Source organism: Pseudomonas sp. St290 (genome assembly GCF_018325805.1).
Taxonomy (GTDB): Bacteria; Pseudomonadota; Gammaproteobacteria; order Pseudomonadales; family Pseudomonadaceae; genus Aquipseudomonas; species Aquipseudomonas bijieensis.
This window is the reverse complement of record NZ_AP014703.1, coordinates 2,140,987-2,161,715: the sequence shown is the minus strand read 5'-3', so window position 1 is coordinate 2,161,715 and position 20,729 is coordinate 2,140,987. Positions and strand designations below refer to the sequence as shown.

The 20,729-nt window shown below is 62.0% G+C and carries 16 protein-coding genes; 9 read left to right on the top strand and 7 right to left on the bottom strand.

Annotation, left to right across the window (positions count from 1 at the left end; all coding sequences use genetic code 11):
* Window positions 1-2 precede the first annotated feature (2 nt).
* The gene (locus PBDP_RS09465) at window positions 3-440 is read right to left on the bottom strand and encodes a hypothetical protein (protein WP_109751576.1); all 438 of its coding nucleotides are present in this window, start codon (window positions 438-440) and stop codon (window positions 3-5) included.
* 101 nt (window positions 441-541) lie between these two features.
* Here PBDP_RS09465 and PBDP_RS09460 point away from each other — a divergent pair, with 101 nt between their 5' ends.
* Complete coding sequence (locus tag PBDP_RS09460; protein ID WP_109751575.1) at window positions 542-982, top strand: universal stress protein; 441 nt, start codon at window positions 542-544, stop codon at window positions 980-982.
* A gap of 196 nt (window positions 983-1,178) precedes the next feature.
* On the opposite strand, the gene PBDP_RS09455 is transcribed toward PBDP_RS09460, so the two are convergent.
* Window positions 1,179-3,098, bottom strand: coding sequence for an ATP-binding cassette domain-containing protein (locus PBDP_RS09455; RefSeq protein WP_109751574.1), 1,920 nt, complete (start codon window positions 3,096-3,098; stop codon window positions 1,179-1,181).
* A 213-nt stretch (window positions 3,099-3,311) separates the two neighbouring features.
* On the opposite strand from PBDP_RS09455, the gene PBDP_RS09450 reads away from it, so the two are divergent.
* A complete protein-coding gene (locus PBDP_RS09450; protein ID WP_212802138.1) occupies window positions 3,312-5,240 on the top strand; it encodes a transglycosylase SLT domain-containing protein in 1,929 nt (642 codons plus the stop codon).
* A gap of 238 nt (window positions 5,241-5,478) precedes the next feature.
* Here PBDP_RS09450 and PBDP_RS09445 read toward each other — a convergent pair whose 3' ends face one another.
* On the bottom strand, window positions 5,479-7,257 hold the full coding sequence (locus PBDP_RS09445; RefSeq protein ID WP_162893807.1) for an ABC transporter transmembrane domain-containing protein: 1,779 nt from the start codon (window positions 7,255-7,257) through the stop codon (window positions 5,479-5,481).
* A 249-nt stretch (window positions 7,258-7,506) separates the two neighbouring features.
* Here PBDP_RS09445 and PBDP_RS09440 point away from each other — a divergent pair, with 249 nt between their 5' ends.
* Entirely contained in the window at window positions 7,507-7,686 is a 180-nt protein-coding gene (locus PBDP_RS09440; protein ID WP_003199629.1) for a PA1571 family protein, read from the top strand.
* A gap of 224 nt (window positions 7,687-7,910) precedes the next feature.
* Here PBDP_RS09440 and pdxB read toward each other — a convergent pair whose 3' ends face one another.
* Window positions 7,911-9,053 (bottom strand): 4-phosphoerythronate dehydrogenase PdxB, encoded by a 1,143-nt coding sequence (pdxB, locus tag PBDP_RS09435; protein ID WP_212802137.1) that lies wholly within the window; start codon window positions 9,051-9,053, stop codon window positions 7,911-7,913.
* Window positions 9,054-9,345: 292 nt separating this feature from the next.
* On the opposite strand from pdxB, the gene PBDP_RS09430 reads away from it, so the two are divergent.
* On the top strand, window positions 9,346-10,749 hold the full coding sequence (locus PBDP_RS09430; RefSeq protein ID WP_163854652.1) for an MATE family efflux transporter: 1,404 nt from the start codon (window positions 9,346-9,348) through the stop codon (window positions 10,747-10,749).
* Here the strand turns inward: PBDP_RS09430 and tusA are convergent.
* Both tusA and rlmM read right to left on the bottom strand, forming a co-directional pair.
* Window positions 10,746-10,997, bottom strand: a complete 252-nt coding sequence (tusA, locus tag PBDP_RS09425) for a sulfurtransferase TusA (RefSeq protein WP_109751569.1) — start codon at window positions 10,995-10,997, stop codon at window positions 10,746-10,748. The two genes, PBDP_RS09430 and tusA, sit on opposite strands and share 4 nt — an antisense overlap.
* A 137-nt stretch (window positions 10,998-11,134) precedes the next feature.
* Entirely contained in the window at window positions 11,135-12,244 is a 1,110-nt protein-coding gene (gene rlmM, locus PBDP_RS09420) for a 23S rRNA (cytidine(2498)-2'-O)-methyltransferase RlmM (protein WP_116831859.1), read from the bottom strand.
* A gap of 172 nt (window positions 12,245-12,416) precedes the next feature.
* On the opposite strand from rlmM, the gene acnA reads away from it, so the two are divergent.
* From acnA to PBDP_RS09405, 3 genes are all read left to right on the top strand, one after another.
* Window positions 12,417-15,158 (top strand): aconitate hydratase AcnA, encoded by a 2,742-nt coding sequence (gene acnA, locus PBDP_RS09415; protein ID WP_116831858.1) that lies wholly within the window; start codon window positions 12,417-12,419, stop codon window positions 15,156-15,158.
* Window positions 15,159-15,283: 125 nt separating this feature from the next.
* Window positions 15,284-16,072: a CPBP family intramembrane glutamic endopeptidase gene (locus PBDP_RS09410; RefSeq protein ID WP_109751566.1), complete on the top strand. Its 789-nt coding sequence runs from the start codon at window positions 15,284-15,286 to the stop codon at window positions 16,070-16,072.
* An 87-nt stretch (window positions 16,073-16,159) separates the two neighbouring features.
* On the top strand, window positions 16,160-17,725 hold the full coding sequence (locus tag PBDP_RS09405; protein WP_109751565.1) for a methyl-accepting chemotaxis protein: 1,566 nt from the start codon (window positions 16,160-16,162) through the stop codon (window positions 17,723-17,725).
* A gap of 169 nt (window positions 17,726-17,894) precedes the next feature.
* Here PBDP_RS09405 and PBDP_RS09400 read toward each other — a convergent pair whose 3' ends face one another.
* A complete protein-coding gene (locus PBDP_RS09400) occupies window positions 17,895-18,587 on the bottom strand; it encodes an alpha/beta family hydrolase (protein ID WP_212802136.1) in 693 nt (230 codons plus the stop codon).
* A 95-nt stretch (window positions 18,588-18,682) separates the two neighbouring features.
* On the opposite strand from PBDP_RS09400, the gene ccoN reads away from it, so the two are divergent.
* Both ccoN and ccoO read left to right on the top strand, forming a co-directional pair.
* On the top strand, window positions 18,683-20,107 hold the full coding sequence (ccoN, locus tag PBDP_RS09395) for a cytochrome-c oxidase, cbb3-type subunit I (protein ID WP_047227191.1): 1,425 nt from the start codon (window positions 18,683-18,685) through the stop codon (window positions 20,105-20,107).
* Between the two features lie 10 nt (window positions 20,108-20,117).
* Entirely contained in the window at window positions 20,118-20,726 is a 609-nt protein-coding gene (ccoO, locus tag PBDP_RS09390) for a cytochrome-c oxidase, cbb3-type subunit II (RefSeq protein WP_109751563.1), read from the top strand.
* Window positions 20,727-20,729 lie beyond the last annotated feature (3 nt).

Here is a 20,729-nt window from a genome sequence, read left to right as displayed (position 1 = left end):
TCTCAGGCCAATGCCTTGAGCACATCGGCAATGGCCAGCAACACACTGGCTTCGCCCTTCTCGCCCCAGTACAAGGCAATCATTTGTCGGTCGGCTTCGACCTTGTAGACGTTGGCCGGCAATTTTTCGAAATGATTGAGCAGAGATTCATCCAGGCAGACTTCCCGCCACTGATTGACCCAGACGCCCGGCGCAGTTTGCCAGTAGCTCCAACAGGCTGGTTGGCTGCCTCGCCGAGGCCGGTGGTACTGGGCGCAGGGGTTGGGCGGCTGCTGGCCCAGCCAGTGCGGCCACTCCTGCGGCGCCAGTTGCATGGCCAGGCCCAGGCGTCGTGCTTCCATGCGCAAGGCCATGCGCCCGCTCTGTACACGGGACGGACGCAACCATGCCAGTGGACTTAACACCACCAACAGGATTGACAGCACTATCCAGACCGTCATATTCGTACTCCCCGATTCTGATGAGCCCATTGACCCAGGTCGCGTCAATGCGCTTGAAACCAGCCATACTTACCGTATCGCAATTCTCTGGAGTGCTTTCCATGTACTACAACCACATCCTGGTCGCCGTTGACCTCACTGAAGAATGCGATCCGGTCGTCAAGCGCGCCCTCGCCCTTTGCGAAGGCCGAGACACCCAGCTGTCACTGGTGCACATCGTCGAACCGATGGCCATGGCCTTCGGCGGCGATGTACCGATGGACCTTTCCCAGTTGCAGCAGCAGCAATTCGACCAGGCCAAGGAACGCCTTGACCGACTGATCGTGAAATACCCGGCCCTGAAGAAGGAGTTCAGCCACCTGACCTACGGCCAGCCACGCCAGGAAATCCATCACCTGGCCAAGGAACAGGGTTGCGACCTGATCGTCGTCGGCAGTCATGGCCGCCACGGCCTGGCACTGTTGCTAGGCTCGACCGCCAACGACGTACTGCATGGGGCGCCTTGCGATGTGTTGGCGGTGCACCTGGTCAAGCGCACATAACCCCATACCCTGTGGGAGCGAGCCTGTGGGAGCAAAGCTTGCTCGCGATGAAGGCATCCCAGCCTGTCGAATGACCGCGTTATCGTTCATCGCGAGCAAGCTTTGCTCCCACTGGCTCACCCCTACAGGGGAATAGCGTTTCAAGTAAAAATCCCGGCGTCCATTGCTGAACGCCGGGATTTTTCTCAACGATGGATCAAGCGTCCAGTTCAGCCCAACGCTCGACCAGCGCGTCCAGCTCGGCCTGCAATTGCTCCAGATGCGCGATCACCTTGGCGGTTTCGGCGGCAGGTCGCTGGTAGAACCCGGTGTCGGCCATTTCGGCTTCCACCGCTGCGATCTGCTGTTCCTTCGCGTCAATATCACCCGGCAAGGCTTCCAGTTCACGCTGCAGCTTGTAGCTGAGCTTTTTCTTCGCCGGAGCCGGGGCCGCTGCGGCGGTAACCGGGGCTGGCTCAGCCTTGACCACGGCCGAATTCAGGTCGGCCTTGCCGGACTTGCTTTCGGTCACGCCCAAAAGACGCGGCGAGCCGCCCTGGCGCAGCCAATCCTGATAACCACCCACGTATTCGCGAACCAGGCCTTCGCCTTCGAATACCAGGGTGCTGGTAACCACGTTGTCGAGGAATGCCCGGTCGTGACTGACCATCAGCACAGTGCCGTTGAAGGTCAGCAGCACCTCTTCCAGCAACTCGAGGGTTTCCACGTCCAGGTCGTTGGTCGGTTCGTCGAGCACCAGCAGGTTCGCCGGCTTACTGAACAACTTGGCCAGCAACAGACGGGCACGTTCACCACCGGACAACGCCTTGACCGGCGTACGCGCACGCTGGGGGCTGAACAGGAAATCGCCGAGGTAGCTCAGCACGTGGCGGCTCTGGCCGTCGATATCGATGAAATCGCGACCTTCGGCCACGTTGTCGATCACGGTCTTCTCCAGGTCCAACTGATGGCGCAACTGGTCGAAGTAGGCGACGTCGATCTTCGTGCCCTCTTCCACCTTGCCACTGGTCGGTACCAGGCCACCGAGCATCAGTTTGAGCAAGGTGGTCTTGCCGGTGCCGTTGGCGCCCAGCAGGCCGATGCGGTCGCCACGTTGCAGGACCATGGAGAAGTCCTTGACCAGGAACGGACCGCCTGGATGGGCGAAGCTGACGTTCTCCAGCACCATCACCTGCTTGCCAGACTTGTCAGCCGTTTCCAGCTGGATATTGGCCTTGCCAGTGCGTTCGCGTCGTTCGCTGCGCTCCACGCGCAAGGCCTTGAGGGCCCGTACACGGCCTTCGTTGCGGGTGCGACGGGCCTTGATGCCCTGGCGGATCCAGACTTCTTCCTGGGCCAGACGCTTGTCGAACAGCGCGTTGGCGGTCTCTTCCGCCGCCAGTACCGCTTCCTTGTGCACCAGGAAGCTGGCGTAGTCGCCGTTCCAGTCGATCAGCCCGCCGCGATCCAGCTCGAGGATACGGGTCGCCAGGTTTTGCAGGAAGGACCGGTCGTGGGTGATGAACAGCACCGCCCCCTGGAAGTCTTTCAGGGCTTCTTCAAGCCAGGCGATGGCGCCAATGTCCAGGTGGTTGGTCGGCTCGTCGAGCAGCAGCAGGTCCGGCTCGGACACCAGGGCCTGGGCCAGCAGGACGCGACGACGCCAACCGCCGGACAACTCGGCGAGGGTCTTGTCGGCCGGCAATTGCAGGCGGCTCAGGGTGCTGTCGACCAGCTGCTGCAGGCGCCAGCCATCGCGGGCTTCGAGGTCGTGCTGCACGTGCATCAACTTGTCCAGGTCGGCATCGGTGACGATGTTCTGGCTCAGGTGGTGATACTCGGCCAGCAGCGCGCCGACACCGTCCAGGCCTTCGGCAACCACGTCGAACACGGTCCGCTCGTCGGCCACCGGCAGTTCCTGGGGCAATTCGCCGATTTTCAGGCCTGGCGCGCGCCAGACCGAGCCGTCGTCGGGCTTCTGATCGCCCTTGACCAGCTTCATCATGCTGGACTTGCCAGTGCCGTTGCGGCCGATGATGCACACCCGCTCACCACGGGCGATCTGCCAGGACACCTTGTCCAACAACGGCATAGCGCCGAAAGCAAGGGACACATCGCTGAATTTGAGCAGGGTCATGAGCTTCTCCAAAAACTGGGCGCGCATTCTACCTGAGATGAGCCCTCAAGGGTCCGCCAATTTCGCCACTGAAGCACTCTGCACAACAAATGTTGCGAACTTGCGCCGACAGCCCCGCAAAGCTTTCGCCGGCTGCTGGCAAAAGGCTAAGCTACAGGCAGTTACCCTGGGTTAACCCTTGGGCTTGTCATGTTTTTTCTGCCCGGACGTATCATGCGCAGTCGCCTTTTCAGTGCTTTATCTTGTCTTTTCATCTGTGCCACTGCCTTTCAAACCGCTCAGGCGGTGGATATTTCCACCCAGCGCCAGTATTACGACGAAGCCAAGCGCGCCTTGGCCAAGGGTGATTCCGGCCCCTACTTTCGCTACAGCCAGGCCCTGCGTGATTATCCGCTGGAGCCGTACCTGGCCTATGACGAACTGACCGCCCGCCTCAAGAGCGCCAGCAACGCGGAAATCGAAAAATTCCTCGCCGAACACGGCGACCTGCCCCAGGCCAACTGGATGAAGCTGCGCTGGTTGCGTTGGCTGACCGAACGCGGCGACTGGGAAACCTTCGTCGAGTATTACGACCCCAAGCTCAATTTCACCGAACTGGACTGCCTCAACGCCCAGTACCAACTCAGCCATGGCCTGAAGGCCGAAGGCTACGCCAACACCGAGAAGTTGTGGCTCACCGGCAAATCCCTGCCCCAAGCCTGTGATGCGTTGTTCGGCCTGTGGGCCGGCCAAGGCCAGTTGACCGAACAGAAACGTTGGGAGCGGACAAAACTGGCCGCCCAGGCGCGCAATTATCCCCTGGCCAATAGCCTGGTCAGCGGCCTGACCACCCTCGCCCCCCGTGGCAAGTTGCTGGTGGACGTGGCGCAAAAGCCCGAGTTGCTCAACCAGCCCTCGCGCTTTAGCCCGGCCGATGAACCGATGTCCGACATCGTCAGCCTTGGCCTGCGTCGCCTGGCCCGCCAGGACCCGGAAAAAGCCATGGCGCTGCTGGATGGCTACGCCAGCACCATGCATTTTTCCCGGGATGAAAAAGTCGCGATTGCCCGGGAGATCGGCCTGACCCTGGCCAAGCGCTTCGACGGTCGGGCCCTGGACGTGATGACGAAATACGACCCGGAACTGCGCGACGACACCGTTTCGGAGTGGCGCCTGCGCCTGCTGCTGCGCCTGGCCCGTTGGGACGATGCGTACCAATTGACCCGCCGCCTGCCCGAGTCGCTGGCCAGCACCAACCGCTGGCGGTACTGGCAAGCCCGTACCCTGGAGTTGGCGCAGCCGCAGAACCCCGAGGCCCTGACGCTCTACAAGCACCTGGCCCGTGAGCGGGACTTCTATGGTTTCCTGGCCGCCGACCGTTCCCAGTCGCCGTATTCGTTGGTGAACAAGCCGCTGGTGATGAGCCAGGCATTGATCAATAAGGTGCGCAACACCCCCGGCGTGCGTCGGGCGCTGGAGTTCCATGCCCGCGGAGAGATTGTCGACGGACGCCGCGAGTGGTATCACGTCAGCCGGCATTTCAACCGGGACGAGATGGTCGCCCAGGCGAAGCTGGCCTACGACCTGAAATGGTATTTCCCGGCCATTCGCACCATCAGCCAGGCCAAGTACTGGGACGACCTGGACATCCGCTTCCCGATGGCCCACCGCGACACCCTGGTGCGCGAAGCCAAGATCCGTGGCTTGCATCCAAGCTGGGCGTTCGCCATTACCCGGCAGGAAAGTGCGTTCATGGATGATGCCCGCTCCAGCGTCGGCGCCGCCGGCCTGATGCAACTGATGCCAGGCACCGCCAAGGAAACCGCGCGCAAGTTCAGCATTCCCCTGGCCTCCCCCCAACAAGTGTTGAACCCGGACAAGAACATCCAGTTGGGCGCGGCCTACCTGAGCCAGGTTCACAGCCAGTTCAACGGCAACCGCGTCCTGGCCTCGGCGGCCTACAACGCCGGCCCCGGTCGCGTGCGCCAGTGGCTGCGCGGCGCCGACCACTTGAGTTTCGACGTCTGGGTCGAAAGCATCCCGTTCGACGAAACCCGCCAATACGTGCAGAACGTGTTGTCGTACTCGGTGATCTACGGCCAGAAACTCAACTCGCCGCAACCGCTGGTGGATTGGCATGAGCGGTATTTCGATGATCAGTGAGGGTTAGCGGCAAGCGTTGAGCTTCAAGCGGCAAGCTGTTCCTGAAAAACAAAAAAATGCCCGTTTCGAAAGATACGGGCATTTTTTGTCGGTTACTTGGCCGGGTGCTGGACCCTGTGGGAGCGAGCCTGCTCGCGATAGCGGTGTAACAGTCGACATCATTGTCACTGATCTGACGCTATCGCGAGCAGGCTCGCTCCCACATTGGTTTCGACTCGTCAGGATCTCAACATCAGACTCACTGAACCGCATCACTCTGCTGATTGAACTGCAACGCCGCCAACCGCGCATACAGCGCATTGCTGGCGACAAGTTCCTGGTGAGTGCCCACGGCAACCACCTTGCCCTGGTCCATCACCGCAATCCGATCGGCGTTTTTCACCGTGGCCAGGCGGTGGGCGATCACCAACGTCGTACGGTTTTTCATCAGGCTGGGCAAGGCTTGCTGGATCAGGTGTTCGCTTTGCGCATCGAGGGCGCTGGTGGCTTCGTCCAGCAGCAGGATCGGCGCGTCCACCAGCAAGGCCCGGGCGATGGCCAGGCGTTGACGCTGGCCGCCGGATAGCCCGAGGCCACCGTCACCCAGGTGAGTCTGGTAGCCGTCGGGCATTTTTTCGATGAAGTCGTGGGCGTAGGCGATCTGCGCGGCCTCGCGCACCTGCTCCGACGACGCCTGCGGGTTGCCATAGCGGATGTTCTCTTCGACCGTGCCGAAGAACAGTGCCGGGTTTTGTGAAACCAGGGCGAAGTGGCGGCGCAGGTCCAGTGGATCGAGTCGAGTCAATGGCACATCGTCGATCAGGATCTGCCCTTGCACCGGATCATAGAAACGCAGCAGCAAATCGTAGACCGTCGACTTGCCCGCACCGGAAGGCCCGACCAGGGCCAGGGTCTCACCGGCTTTGATACTCAGGTCGAGACCGTCGACCGCGTAACTGTCCGGCCGGGACGGATAGGAAAAACGCACGCCTTCGAGGCGCAAATCGCCGCGGACCCGCGCCGGCAAGGTCACCAGGCCTGAAGCCGGCGGCTGGATGATGTTTTCCGAACGCAGCAACTCGGCAATACGCTCAGCCGCACCCGCCGCCCGTTGCAGCTCGCCGATCACTTCACTCAGGGTACCGAAGGCGCTGCCGACGATCAGGCTGTAGAACACGAATGCCGCCAGCTCACCGCCGGAAATCCGTCCGGCGATCACATCCATGCCGCCGACCCAGAGCATCACCCCCACCGCGCCCAGCACCAGCACGATCACCAGGGTGATCAGCCAGGCCCGCTGGGCGATGCGTTTGCGAGCGGTATCGAAGGCCTGCTCCACCGTCACGGAGAATCGCTGCTCGTCCTGGACCTGGTGGTTATAAGCCTGCACGGTCTTGATCTGGCCGAGGGTTTCGGAAACGTAGCTGCCTACGTCGGCAATGCGGTCCTGGCTCTGGCGCGACAAACTGCGCACCCGGCGACCAAATACCAGGATCGGCGCCAAGACCAGCGGCAGGGCAATCACCACAATGCTGGTCAACTTGGGATTGGTGATGAACAGCAGCACGATGCCGCCAACCACCATCAAGGCGTTGCGCAAAAACAACGACAGCGACGAACCGATCACCGATTGCAGCAAGGTCGTATCGGCGGTCAACCGCGACTGGATTTCCGAACTGCGGTTGTTTTCGTAGAACCCCGGGTGCAAGTACACCAGATGGTTGAAGACCTGCCGCCGGATATCGGCCACCACCCGCTCGCCGATCCAGGACACTAGGTAAAAACGCGAAAACGTACCGATCGCCAACCCAACCACCAGCACCATGAACAGGCCGATGGATTGATTGAGCAGGTGTGGTGAACGGGTCATGAAGCCCTGGTCCACCAGCAAGCGGATACCTTGGCCCATGGACAAGGTAATACCGGCGGTGACAATCAGGGCCAGCAAAGCGCCGGCGACCTGTTTGCGATAGGGGGCGATGAAGCCGCTGGCCAGGCGTATGGCACGGCGATGTCGGGAAGAAAGCATCAAGAGCATCCGTTAATGCAGCAGGGAAAAGGCCGGCCAGCGACGCCAAAGCGCAGCGGAACCTATTTGAATCAGAATGAGTCAGGTTAAATATGACCACAACGACTAGGGGCTAGATGTTATCGGTCTAAAGTCTGGCTGGAAACGCAACTGTGTTTCTGATTGAGTGGAGGTGTCGCCATGAACCTACAAGGAGTGTCATGGCTCGGTCACCTGGCGACATTAAAGTAGGCACACAACCTGATGAGGAGACAGGCCATGTCCTTGCAACACAGCAGCGACGACAAGATTCAAGTAATCCGCACGCAACCGGATCAGTCTCTGGGCTGCTCGTTCATCGATGCCCAAGGGCGCGAAGTACCGATCACCGAGGACATGATCCAGAAAGCCTGCAGCGAGCTGGAAAAACGACTGGTCAAGCCTGCCGAACAAAAGTGATACAGCCCGTCTCGATTGAACCCGACCTTGATGTCGGGTTTTTTATGCCTGGAAGACAAGGCTGCCATTGATCTCTGGTCCGACACAAAACCTGTGGCGAGGGGATTTATCCCCGCTGGGGTGCGAAGCACTCCCTGAAATCTGACGAATCCGGTGTGTCAGTTTTGAACCATGGGGCTGCTGCGCAGCCCAGCGGGGATAAATCCCCTCGCCACAAAAGGCGTCTAGACGATGGTGGCGCCCAGCGCGGTGACGATCTGCTGCAAGGTCGGGGACTGCCCTTCGATACGAACCTTCAAGCTGTCGATCTCCCGCCGTGGCGGATAATGCTTGCGCAAAGCATCGAACGCGCTGCGTTGCTCGCTGACCGTGCCCACCAGACTGCGACGAAAGTTCGCGTCGTCACCACGCGGGTCGTACACGCTCCGGCACAGCGCCGCCAAGGCCCAGGCCGGGTCGGTTTCGGCGTCCAGGGTGATACCGCCCAGCCAGGGCCGAGGCAACAGGTCGCTGAGGCTGACTTCAACCGGCCGCTCCAGGAAAGCACACAAGGCCTGGTAGATCTGGGCGGTGCCACGCTGGCGACCATCGAGGCTGTAACCGGCAATATGCGGGGTGGCGATCACGCACAAGTCCGCCAGGTCCACGTCCACGGTGGGCTCCTGCTCCCAGACATCCAGCACCGCCTGCAAGTCTTCGCGCTCCAGCAACACCTCGCGCAGCGCAGCGTTATCGATCACCGGCCCACGGGCCGCATTGATCAGCCAGGTCCCGGGCTTGAGTTGGTTCAGACGCGCTTCGTCGAACAGGTGCCAGGTCGGTTGCTCGCCGTCGCGCGTCAACGGTGTGTGCAGGCTGATCACATCGCACTGTTCGATGATCTGTTCCAGGCTCACATAGTCGCCCCCTTCGGCAGCCTGACGCGGCGGATCGCAGACCTTCACGGTCCAGCCAAGCCCCTTGAGCACCTCGATCAACCGCCCGCCCACCTGGCCTGCACCGACCACGCCGAAGGTGCGCTGCTTAAGCTGCACGCCTTCGATTTCCGCCAGGGTCATCAGGCTGCCCAGCACATAGTCCACCACGCCACGGGCATTGCAGCCGGGTGCGCTGGCCCAGCGAATGCCGGCCTCGGCCAGATAATCCAGGTCCAGGTGATCGGTGCCGATGGTGCAGGTGCCGACAAAGCGCACTTTGCTGCCTTCCAGCAAGGCTCGATTGACCTGGCTGACCGAACGCACCAGCAGCACATCGGCTTGCTCGACCATCGTCCGGTCGATCCCCCGGCCCGGGACCCGGCGAATTTCGCCGAACCCTTGGAAAAATGCATCGAGCAGGGGAATGTTTTCGTCGGCGACGATCAGCATGGCGAAGCTCCTTTGGCGGGATGGGCAGTGTAGGCGTTCCGTTGGACCTGTGCATTACCCGGAGCGAATGATGTTGTGGCGAGGGATTATGTGGGAGCAAAGCTTACTCGCGATGCAGGCGCCTCGGTTCCTTGGGAGGCCGCATCAGCTTCATCGCGGGCAAGCCTTGCTCCCACAGGTGCTCGAAAACTGAAAAAGCGATTACAAATCCACAACACAGGTTTTTTCCTGACCACTGCGTCAAAGCGTAGAATTCGCCGCCCTGCGCTTAACCTTTTCGGACGCTTGCCCTGTGAATCCTGTGATCGACACCCCCACCACCCTCTCCCGCCCGGCCCGGGTTCGCCTGGAATTCAAGACGTTGCTGGCCCTGGCCCTGCCGATCATGGTCGCGCAGTTGGCGACCACCGCCATGGGCTTCGTCGATGCGGTGATGGCCGGTCGGGTCGGTCCACGAGACCTGGCGGCGGTGGCACTGGGCAACTCGATCTGGGTGCCGGTGTTCCTGTTGATGACCGGCACATTGCTGGCGACCACGCCAAAAGTTGCCCAGCGTTTCGGTGCCGGGACGTTCAACGAGATCGGGCCGCTGGTACGCCAGGCGCTGTGGTTGGCATTGGTGGTGGGGTTGATCGCGACGCTGGCGCTGTTCAGCGCCGAACCGATCCTGCACGTCATGAAGGTCGATCCTGAATTGATCGGCCCGTGCATGGAATACCTGCGAGGCATCGGCACGGGCCTGCCGGCCGTGGCGCTGTATCACGTGCTGCGCTGCTTCAGCGACGGCCTGGGTCGCACGCGGCCGGCGATGGTGCTGGGGTTGTGCGGGCTGGCGCTGAACATTCCGCTCAATTACATCTTCATCTATGGGCACCTGGGCGTGCCCGCCATGGGCGGCGTCGGGTGTGGCTGGGCCACGGCCATCGTGATGTGGGTCATGGCCCTGGGCATGGCCGGTTGGGCCCGGTGGGCACCGGCCTATCAGTCGAGCCGGTTGTTCAGCCGTTTCGACTGGCCGCAATGGGCCGTCATCAAGCGCCTGCTGGGCATCGGCTTGCCGATCGGCATCGCGGTGTTCGCCGAATCGAGTATTTTCGCAGTGATCGCGTTGCTGATCGGCAGCCTCGGCGCCACGGTGGTGGCCGGGCACCAGATCGCGCTGAACTTCAGTTCATTGGTGTTCATGATCCCCTATTCCCTGGGCATGGCTGTCACCGTGCGGGTCGGCCAGGCGCTGGGCCGGCGCCAGCCCCGCGAAGCGCGCTTCGCCGCCGGGGTGGGGATGGGCACGGCCTTGGCGTACGCCTGTCTGTCGGCAAGCCTGATGTTCGCACTGCGCGGACCTATCGCGGCGATCTATACCGCCGATCCGGTGGTGATCGAGGTGGCGTCGATGCTGATCGTCTACGCGGCGCTGTTCCAGTTTTCCGATGCGATCCAGGTCACGGCGGCGGGCGCGTTGCGCGGCTACCAGGACACCCGGGTGACGATGATCCTGACCTTGTTCGCCTATTGGGGCATCGGCCTGCCGGTAGGTTACGCCTTGGGCCTGACCGACTGGCTCGGCGCGGCCAGCGGCCCGAGCGGGTTGTGGCAAGGCCTGATCGTGGGCTTGAGCTGCGCGGCGCTGATGCTGTCGATCCGCCTGGCACGTAGCGCGCGCAAGCAGATCCGCCTCAGCCGCTCGATGGATTAAGCGAGTTTCTTACGGATCCAGTAGAGGTAAGTGCCCGCCTCTTCCTGCTGGGCCACCAGTTCGTGGTCCAGGAACACGCAAAACTTGGGGATGTCGCGGCGAGTCGATGGGTCGGTGGCGATGACTTTCAGCAGGCCACCGGGGGCCAGGTCGCGGATGTGCTGGTGCAGCATCATCACCGGTTCCGGGCAATTGAGGCCGGTGGCATCCAGCGTGCCGTCGACCGGCGTGTTGTTCATTTCACTCATGTTCTACTCCTGAAACTGGCCGGCATTGTCGCGCAATGTCGGGTGAGAGCAAAGCCTGTGGAATCGCAAACATGTGAAAGCCAAACTGTGGGAGCAAGGCTTGCCCGCGATGCAGGCACCTCAGTTGCCAGACCGTGTCACCGTTCATCGCGAGCAAGCTTTGCTCCCACAGCTTTGCTCCCACGGGGCTTATTGGTATCCAACCGCCGCAGATGGCACGTCACTTCCTCGCGGTCGTGGTACAGCTGCTTGCAACCGATCTCGACCTTGATACCCCGGGCCTTGAAGCCCTCGGCGATGCGTTCGAGCAGGCGTTTGACCTCAGCGTAGCGCTGTTTCATCGGCAGCTTGAGATTGACCACCGCCTCGCGGCAATGCCCTTCGCCAATCCACTCTTCCAGCATCGCCGCGTTGCGCGCCGGTTTCTCGACGATGTCGCAGACCATCCAGTCCACCGGCTGCTTGGGCTTGAATGTGAAGCCATCCGCCATCAGATGCTGCACCAGGCCGGTGTCCATCAGGCTTTCGGCCATCGGACCATTGTCGATGGCCGTCACCAACATGCCCCGGTTGACCAGTTGCCAGGTCCAGCCACCCGGCGCGGCACCAAGGTCCACACCGGTCATGTCACTGTGCAGGCGCTCGTCCCACTGGTCCCGGGGGATGAAATGGTGCCAGGCTTCTTCGAGCTTGAGGGTCGAGCGGCTCGGCGCTTCCCTGGGGAACTTCAAGCGCGGGATGCCCATCGGCCACATCGCCGAATTATCCGCGTCCGCCAGGCCCAGGAAGACTTCGCGGCCACTCTTGAAGGTCAGCAGCAGGCGCGGTTTGCGCGGATCGTCCATCAACTTGCCGGCGCCACTCAATGCCTTGCGCAGCGGGCCTTCGAATTTCTTGCAGAAGTTCGACAGTTCCTTGCCGTCGTTGGTGTCTACCACCTCCAGCCAGAGGCTGCCGCAGGTCGGGAAGTCAGCCATGTGAGCCAGAATCACGCTGATACGGTCGGTTTCCGGTAAATCAATGAACGTGCCACGGGCCCACTGGCGCGGAAAAATCAGCTCGGCAAAACGCTGCCCACGCATCAACCGCTCGGCGCCGTCCTCCTCAGTGCAGACAAATTCGGCGCAGGCGCTGGCCGGTTTGGCCTTGGCGTAGCCGGCCACGTTGAGCCGGGCCGCGTGTTCGGCGATCTCGGAACAGACCTCGCCTTCGAAGCCCGGCCGGCAGTGCATAAAAAGCGTGTTCATTGAAACTCCGTAGCAAAGCCTGTCACGAAAACCGGCGCATCATAGCGGAGTTCGGAACCCCGAACCTGCCTATAGAGTCCAGTGATTAGTCATACGCTCAAAACAGGGCTAGGTTAAAGGCTCTGTCCGTTCCGTCAGTCCGTAGCCGTGCGGACTCAAAGGAGTCATTTCAATGCCGTCCCTCGATAGCCTGAAAACCCTTAAAACCCTGCAAGTCGACGCCAGGACCTACCACTACTTCAGCCTGCCGGATGCCGCCCGAAGCCTGGGCGACCTGGACAAACTGCCCATGTCATTGAAGGTACTGCTGGAAAACCTGCTGCGCTGGGAAGATGAAAAAACCGTCACCGGCACCGACCTCAAGGCCCTGGCCGGGTGGCTCAAGGAACGTCGTTCCGAGCGCGAGATTCAATACCGCCCCGCCCGGGTGTTGATGCAAGACTTCACCGGGGTTCCCGCCGTGGTCGACCTGGCCGCCATGCGCGCCGCCGTGGAAAAGGCCGGCGGCGATCCCCAGCGGATCAACCCGCTGTCGCCGGTGGACCTGGTGATCGACCACTCGGTGATGGTCGACAAGTTCGCCAGCAGCCAGGCGTTCGAGCAGAACGTCGACATCGAAATGCAACGCAACGGCGAACGCTACGCCTTTCTGCGCTGGGGCCAGAGCGCCTTCGACAATTTCAGCGTAGTGCCGCCGGGCACCGGCATCTGCCATCAGGTCAACCTCGAATACCTGGGCCGCACCGTGTGGACCAAAGAGGAAGACGGCCGCACCTACGCCTTCCCGGACACGCTGGTGGGCACCGACTCCCACACCACCATGATCAACGGCCTCGGCGTACTGGGCTGGGGCGTCGGCGGGATCGAGGCGGAAGCCGCCATGCTCGGCCAACCGGTGTCGATGCTGATTCCCGAGGTCATCGGCTTCAAACTCGTCGGCAAGCTGCGCGAAGGCATCACCGCCACCGACCTGGTGCTGACCGTCACGCAGATGCTGCGCAAGAAAGGCGTGGTGGGCAAATTCGTCGAGTTCTATGGCGACGGTCTTGCCGACCTGCCCCTGGCCGACCGCGCCACCATCGCCAATATGGCCCCGGAATATGGCGCCACCTGCGGTTTCTTCCCGGTGGACGATGTGACCCTGGACTACTTGCGCCTGTCGGGGCGGCCAGCGGAAACGGTGAAACTGGTGGAAGCCTATTGCAAGGCCCAGGGCCTGTGGCGCCTGCCCGGCCAGGAGCCGGTGTTCACCGACACACTGGAGCTGGACATGGGCAGCGTAGAAGCCAGCCTCGCCGGCCCCAAACGCCCTCAGGACCGAGTCTCGCTGCCGAATGTCGGCCAGGCTTTCAGTGATTTCCTGGGGTTGCAGGTCAAACCCACCAGCAAGGAAGAAGGTCGTCTGGAAAGCGAAGGTGGCGGTGGCGTCGCGGTAGGCAACGCCGATCAGGTGGGAGAAACCGAATACGAGTTCGAAGGCCACACTCATCGCCTGAAAAACGGCGCGGTGGTGATCGCAGCCATCACTTCCTGCACCAACACCTCCAACCCCAGCGTGATGATGGCCGCCGGACTGCTGGCGAAAAAAGCCGTGGAAAAGGGCCTTACCCGCAAGCCTTGGGTCAAGAGTTCCCTGGCGCCGGGCTCCAAGGTGGTTACCGACTATTACAAGGCGGCCGGCCTGACGGAGTACCTGGATAAACTCGGCTTCGACCTGGTGGGCTATGGTTGCACCACCTGCATCGGCAACTCCGGGCCGCTGCCGGAGCCCATCGAAAAGGCCATCCAGAAAGCCGACCTGACCGTGGCCTCGGTACTGTCGGGCAACCGCAACTTCGAAGGCCGGGTGCATCCGCTGGTGAAGACCAACTGGCTGGCCTCGCCGCCGCTGGTGGTCGCCTATGCCCTGGCCGGCACCGTGCGCATCGACATCAGCAGCGAGCCGCTGGGCAACGACCGGGACGGCAACCCGGTGTACCTGCGGGACATCTGGCCCAGCAGCCAGGAAGTGGCTGCCGCCGTGGCCCAGGTCAACACCAGCATGTTCCACAAGGAATACGCCGCCGTGTTTGCCGGTGACGAACAATGGCAGGCCATCGAAGTGCCGCAAGCGGCGACTTACGTCTGGCAGGACGACTCGACCTACATCCAGCACCCGCCATTCTTCGACAACATCGACGGGCCGCCACCGGTCGTGAGGAACGTCGAGGGCGCCCGGGTCCTGGCCCTGCTGGGCGATTCAGTGACCACCGACCATATCTCCCCGGCGGGCAACATCAAGACCGACAGCCCCGCCGGTCGCTACCTGCGCGAACAGGGCGTAGAGCCGCGAGACTTCAACTCCTATGGCTCCAGACGCGGCAACCACCAAGTGATGATGCGCGGCACCTTCGCCAATATCCGCATTCGCAACGAAATGCTCGACGGCGAAGAAGGCGGCAACACGATCTACATCCCCAGCGGCGAACGAATGCCGATCTACGATGCCGCCATGCTGTACCAGGCCACGGGCACGCCACTGGTGGTGATCGCCGGCCAGGAATATGGCACCGGATCGAGCCGGGACTGGGCAGCCAAGGGCACGAACCTGCTGGGGGTCAAGGCGGTGATCGCCGAAAGCTTCGAGCGCATCCATCGCTCCAACCTGGTGGGCATGGGCGTGCTGCCGCTGCAGTTCAAGCTCGACCAGAACCGCAAGAGCCTGAACCTTACGGGCAAGGAAACCCTGGACATCCTGGGACTCAATGACGTCGAACTGACCCCGCGCATGAACCTGCCCTTGGTCATCACCCGCGAGGACGGCAGCCAAGAGCGAATCGAAGTGTTGTGCCGGATCGATACCTTGAATGAAGTGGAGTATTTCAAGGCCGGCGGGATCCTTCACTATGTCCTACGGCAATTGATTGCAGCGTAAAAAGACCTGTCCTACGAAAACACCGCCGCTTAAGGGCGGTGTTTTCGTTTGGGCCTGCCTATAATCCCGCCGGTTCCGACCGCCCTGCCCGCTACAACTGTTCATCAGCCTCAAAAGGATGTGATATGCCTGCCCTACCCTGGCCCTACCTGGCCCTCCTCTCCATTGGCTATACCCTGGCCCTGGCCTACGGCCAGCTGGCCTGGACCGCGGTCATTTCCATTGCGCTGTTGCTGTTTGCCGGGTATGCGGTTCGTCAACAGCAGATGCCGGTGGGTCGGTTTCTCGGACACGTCCTTTTCGCGGTGATGGCATTGGCGTTGGCCATGCACTGGATGCCCGGGTTCTTCAATGGGCGCGTGATCCCGGCGCAACGCCTGACCGACGATGCCGCACCGTTCGCGATGTACCTGAACCAGGACAAGCCGCTGATCGGTTTCTGGCTGTTACTGGCCTGCCCCTGGATCGTCGGCCGGCGCCCATTGCGCCTGTCGGTCCAGGCCACGGCGCTGGGCCTGGCGGTGAGTGCGCTGCTGGCCCTCGGCGGAGCCGTGCTGCTGGGCATGGTCCACTGGGCGCCGAAGTGGCCGGATCACGCCTGGTTGTGGATGCTCAATAATCTTTTATTGGTGACGCTCGTGGAGGAAGCGCTGTTTCGTGGCTACATTCAGGGGAGCTTGATCCAGCGCTTCAAACATTTGGCCCATGGCGACACTCTGGCGTTGCTCCTGGCCTCGCTGCTGTTCGGCCTGGTACACGCCGGCGCAGGGTGGCAATGGGTGCTGCTGTCGGGCTTGGCGGGGGTCGGTTATGGCCTGGCGTATCGTTTTGGTGGCCTGGGAGCGGCGATTGCCACGCACTTTCTGCTCAACCTGCTTCATTTCGCCCTATTTACCTACCCGATGCTCGCGTGATAGCGACAGGCAAAAATAACTTCAACTAAAACCTGACGACGCCGACAACCTTTCATAGCCTTTCAAAGCCTTGCGGATCTACACACCATGCGTAATAACCAACCCGTCACACAACGCGAAAGGACCTTCCCGGCCCAGCAACGACTTATTTCTACCACCGACACCAAGGGCGTAATCACCTACTGCAACGACGCGTTCGTCGAGATCAGCGGGTATTCGAAGGAAGAACTGATCCGTTCGCCGCACAACCTGGTGCGCCATCCCGATGTCCCATCCGCTGTGTTCGCGCACATGTGGGGCATGCTCAAACAAGGCTTGCCATGGATGGGCATCGTCAAGAATCGCAGCAAGAACGGTGACCATTACTGGGTCAACGCCTACGTCACGCCCGTGTTCGAGGGCAATCAGGTGGTCGGCTACGAATCGGTGCGGGTCAAACCTTCCGCCGAGCAGATCAGCCGCGCCGAAGCCCTTTACCTACGCATCAACCAAGGCAAGTCCGCGGTTCCGGGCAGCGACAAATGGCTGCCGATGCTACAGGACTGGCTGCCGTTCATTCTGGTCAGCCAACTGAGCTTCGTCGTGGGTGCCTTCCTGAATTCCCACTGGGGCTTTGCCCTGGCGGCCGTGCTGTCAGTGCCCTTGGGGCTGATGGGCCTGCAATGGCAGCAACGCGGGATCAAGCGCCTGCTGCGCCTGGCCGAACAAACCACGTCCGACCCGCTGATCGCCCGGATGTACACCGACAGCCGCGGCGTCCAGGCACGCCTGGAGATGTCGATCCTCAGCCAGGAAGCGCGCCTGAAGACCTGCCTGACCCGTCTGCAGGACACCGCCGAGCACCTTAACGAACAGGCTCGCCAGTCCAACAACCTGGCCCATGACAGCTCCAACGGCCTGGAGCGCCAGCGGGTAGAGACCGAACAGGTCGCCACGGCTGTCAACCAGATGGCGGCAACGACCCAGGAAGTCGCCAGCCACGTGCAGCGCACCGCCGATGCCACCCAGGAAGCCAATCGCCTGACCAGCCGCGGCCGCGATATCGCCGGGGAAACCCGTGACGCCATCGAGCGTCTGTCGGTGGTGGTCGGCGAAACGGGCCAGACCGTGACCCAACTGGCCAAGGACAGCGACGAGATCGGCGGCGTGGTGGACGTGATCAAAGGCATCGCCGACCAGACCAACCTGCTGGCCCTCAACGCCGCCATCGAAGCGGCCCGCGCCGGGGAAATGGGCCGCGGCTTTGCCGTAGTGGCCGATGAAGTGCGGCAATTGGCGCAACGCACCAGCGAATCCACCGGGCAGATCCACGCCCTGATCGCCAAGCTCCAGCAGACCGCCACCAACGCCGTGCAGACCATGGACGCCGGCCATCGGCAGGCCGAAGAAGGCGTGGCGCGGGTCATGGAGGCGGACGCGGCGCTGGTGGGGATCAGCGAAGCAGTGGCCAACATCACCGACATGACCACACAGATCGCTGCCGCTACCGAAGAGCAGAGTTCGGTGGCCGAAGAGATCAGCCGCAACATCAGCAACATCTCGGAACTGGCCGACCAGACCTCGGGCCAGGCCCACAGCTCGGCGTTGCTGAGCGAAGAACTGACCCGCACGGCCAATACGCAGTATTCGTTGGTGGAGCGGTTTAACCGCTGATCGTTGGCTGGAACAGAAAAACCCGGACAGCGAAAGCGTCCGGTTTTTTTATTGCCTGGCGGGCCGCCATCGCGAGCAGGCTCGCTCCCACAGGGGTTGTGAGTCGCTCATTCAAATGAATTCCACTGCGGGAGCGAGCGTGCTCGCGATGAGGCCATGACTGGCAGCATCAGTCTTGAGACAGGAACCCGGCCACTCCCTGCGCCGCCGCCTCCAGATGCTGCTCATGGCTAAACCCCGAAGCCTTCAGCGGTTTCAAATCATGATCGCCCGCCACCAACCACATCACCTCGATGCTGGGTGACAATGTATATCCCTGCACCGCCCCACGATTGCCCAACGCATCGCGCTCGCCCTGGACGATCAAGGCCCGGGTCTTCAACGTCGCCAGGTGCTCGACTCGCGGTTTCTGCGGCTTGCCCACCGCATAGAAGGGATAGCCCAGGCACACCAACGCGTCGGCCCCCAATTCGTCGGCCAGCAAACTCGCCATCCGCCCGCCCATGGACTTGCCGCCAATGGCCAGCCGTCCAGCGACATAAGGCCGCACCGTGGCGTACACCTCACGCCAGCATTCCAGCAGCTTAGGTGTCGGGTTGGGTGGGCGCCGGCCCCCATCCAGGCGCCGCAGGGCCATGTAGGGGAACTCGAAACGCAACACGTTGACCCCATGCGCGGCAAGGCGCGCGGCCATTTCTTCCATGAAACCGCTGTCCATCGGAGCACCGGCACCGTGGGCCAGGATCAGGGTCGCGGGCGTGGCGCGAACGCCCGGCTGCGCGGCCGTCCACAGCCAGCCATGTTCTTCCACGCACCGCCCCCATTGATCCCCGTCAATACTGGCCTTGTGCTGTTTGTCCATGCTTGCCTCGCTTTTAGTCTGCCTATAACTCCAGGCGAAGACGCCGCACTGCCTTGCGCAGGCGCTCACTTCGGCTGAACCGTGGATGGGGAACCATGAACACTTCTATCAGTACCGCCTACAACTACAAGGTGGTCCGCCAATTCGCCATTATGACGGTGGTGTGGGGCATCGTCGGCATGGGGCTCGGGGTTTTTCTCGCCGCCCAATTGGTCTGGCCACAGCTCAACTTCGATTTGCCCTGGACCAGCTTCGGCCGACTGCGCCCACTGCACACCAACGCAGTGATCTTCGCCTTTGGCGGCTGTGCGTTGTTTGCCAGTTCGTTCTACTCGGTGCAACGCACCTGCCAGACACAGCTGTTCGCGCCGAAAATCGCCGCGTTCTGCTTCTGGGGCTGGCAACTGGTGATCCTGCTGGCGGCCATCAGCCTGCCACTGGGCTACACCAGTTCCAAGGAATACGCCGAACTGGAATGGCCGATCGACATCCTGATCACCATCGTCTGGGTGGCCTACGCCATCGTGTTCTTCGGTACCGTGGCCAAGCGCAACACCAAGCACATCTACGTCGGTAACTGGTTCTTCGGCGGCTTCATCCTGACTGTGGCGATCCTGCACATCGTCAACAACCTGGAACTGCCGGTGAGCTTCACCAAATCCTACTCGGTGTACGCCGGGGCCACGGATGCGATGGTGCAATGGTGGTACGGCCACAACGCCGTGGGCTTTTTCCTCACCGCAGGCTTTCTGGGGATGATGTACTACTTCGTGCCGAAGCAGGCCGAACGTCCGGTGTATTCCTATCGCCTGTCCATCGTCCACTTCTGGGCGCTGATCACCCTGTATATCTGGGCCGGCCCACACCACCTGCACTACACCGCGCTGCCGGACTGGGCACAGTCCCTGGGCATGGTGATGTCGCTGATCCTGCTGGCGCCAAGCTGGGGCGGCATGATCAACGGCATGATGACCCTGTCGGGTGCCTGGCATAAGTTGCGCAGCGACCCGATCCTGCGGTTCCTGGTGGTGTCCCTGGCGTTCTACGGCATGTCGACCTTCGAAGGTCCGATGATGGCGATCAAGACCGTCAACGCCCTCTCCCACTACACCGACTGGACCATCGGCCACGTACATGCCGGTGCACTCGGCTGGGTGGCGATGATTTCCATCGGTGCGCTGTACCACATGATCCCGAAAGTCTTCGGCCGGCCACAGATGCACAGCATCGGCCTGATCAATGCGCACTTCTGGCTCGCGACCATCGGCACCGTGCTCTACATCGCCTCGATGTGGGTCAACGGCATCGCCCAGGGCCTGATGTGGCGCGCAGTGAACGAGGACGGCACGCTCACCTACTCCTTCGTCGAAACCCTGGTGGCCAGCCACCCTGGCTTCATCGTACGGCTGGCGGGCGGGGCGATCTTCCTCCTCGGCATGCTGCTGATGGCCTACAACACCTGGCGCACCGTGCGGGCCTACCAGCCTGCCGAAGCCGCCGCTGCCGCGCAGATGGCCTGAGGAGTCCACCATGAAACACGAAACAATCGAAAAAAACGTCGGCCTGCTGATGCTGCTGATGGTCCTGGCCGTGAGCATTGGTGGCCTGACCCAGATCGTCCCGCTGTTCTTCCAGGACGTGACCAACAAGCCGGTGGACGGCATGAAGCCCTACACCGCCCTGCAACTGGAAGGCCGCGACATCTACATCCGCGAAGGCTGCGTCGGCTGCCACTCGCAGATGATCCGTCCGTTCCGCGCCGAGACCGAGCGCTACGGCCACTACTCGGTGGCCGGCGAAAGCGTCTGGGACCACCCGTTCCTGTGGGGTTCCAAGCGGACCGGACCGGACCTGGCCCGGGTCGGCGCGCGTTACTCCGATGACTGGCACCGCGCCCACTTGTACAACCCGCGCAACGTCGTGCCCGAATCGAAAATGCCGGCCTATCCATGGCTGGTTAGCCAAGCGGTGGACAGCAGCCACACCGAAGGCAAGCTGCGCGCCATGCGCACCCTGGGCGTGCCGTACACCGACGACGACATCACGGGCAGCGTGGCCTCGCTCAAGGGCAAGACCGAAATGGACGCGCTGGTGGCCTACCTGCAAGTGCTCGGCACTGCCATCAAGAGCAAGAGGTGAGCC

What these genes read in the sequence shown, in the direction of transcription:
- PBDP_RS09465 (WP_109751576.1), bottom strand. Translation starts at nt 440, where the DNA reads ATGACGGTCTGGATAGTGCTGTCAATCCTGTTGGTGGTGTTAAGTCCA.
- PBDP_RS09460 (WP_109751575.1), top strand. Translation starts at nt 542, where the DNA reads ATGTACTACAACCACATCCTGGTCGCCGTTGACCTCACTGAAGAATGC.
- PBDP_RS09455 (WP_109751574.1), bottom strand. Translation starts at nt 3,098, where the DNA reads ATGACCCTGCTCAAATTCAGCGATGTGTCCCTTGCTTTCGGCGCTATG.
- PBDP_RS09450 (WP_212802138.1), top strand. Translation starts at nt 3,312, where the DNA reads ATGCGCAGTCGCCTTTTCAGTGCTTTATCTTGTCTTTTCATCTGTGCC.
- PBDP_RS09445 (WP_162893807.1), bottom strand. Translation starts at nt 7,257, where the DNA reads ATGCTCTTGATGCTTTCTTCCCGACATCGCCGTGCCATACGCCTGGCC.
- PBDP_RS09440 (WP_003199629.1), top strand. Translation starts at nt 7,507, where the DNA reads ATGTCCTTGCAACACAGCAGCGACGACAAGATTCAAGTAATCCGCACG.
- pdxB (WP_212802137.1), bottom strand. Translation starts at nt 9,053, where the DNA reads ATGCTGATCGTCGCCGACGAAAACATTCCCCTGCTCGATGCATTTTTC.
- tusA (WP_109751569.1), bottom strand. Translation starts at nt 10,997, where the DNA reads ATGAGTGAAATGAACAACACGCCGGTCGACGGCACGCTGGATGCCACC.
- rlmM (WP_116831859.1), bottom strand. Translation starts at nt 12,244, where the DNA reads ATGAACACGCTTTTTATGCACTGCCGGCCGGGCTTCGAAGGCGAGGTC.
- acnA (WP_116831858.1), top strand. Translation starts at nt 12,417, where the DNA reads ATGCCGTCCCTCGATAGCCTGAAAACCCTTAAAACCCTGCAAGTCGAC.
- PBDP_RS09410 (WP_109751566.1), top strand. Translation starts at nt 15,284, where the DNA reads ATGCCTGCCCTACCCTGGCCCTACCTGGCCCTCCTCTCCATTGGCTAT.
- PBDP_RS09405 (WP_109751565.1), top strand. Translation starts at nt 16,160, where the DNA reads ATGCGTAATAACCAACCCGTCACACAACGCGAAAGGACCTTCCCGGCC.
- PBDP_RS09400 (WP_212802136.1), bottom strand. Translation starts at nt 18,587, where the DNA reads ATGGACAAACAGCACAAGGCCAGTATTGACGGGGATCAATGGGGGCGG.
- ccoN (WP_047227191.1), top strand. Translation starts at nt 18,683, where the DNA reads ATGAACACTTCTATCAGTACCGCCTACAACTACAAGGTGGTCCGCCAA.
- ccoO (WP_109751563.1), top strand. Translation starts at nt 20,118, where the DNA reads ATGAAACACGAAACAATCGAAAAAAACGTCGGCCTGCTGATGCTGCTG.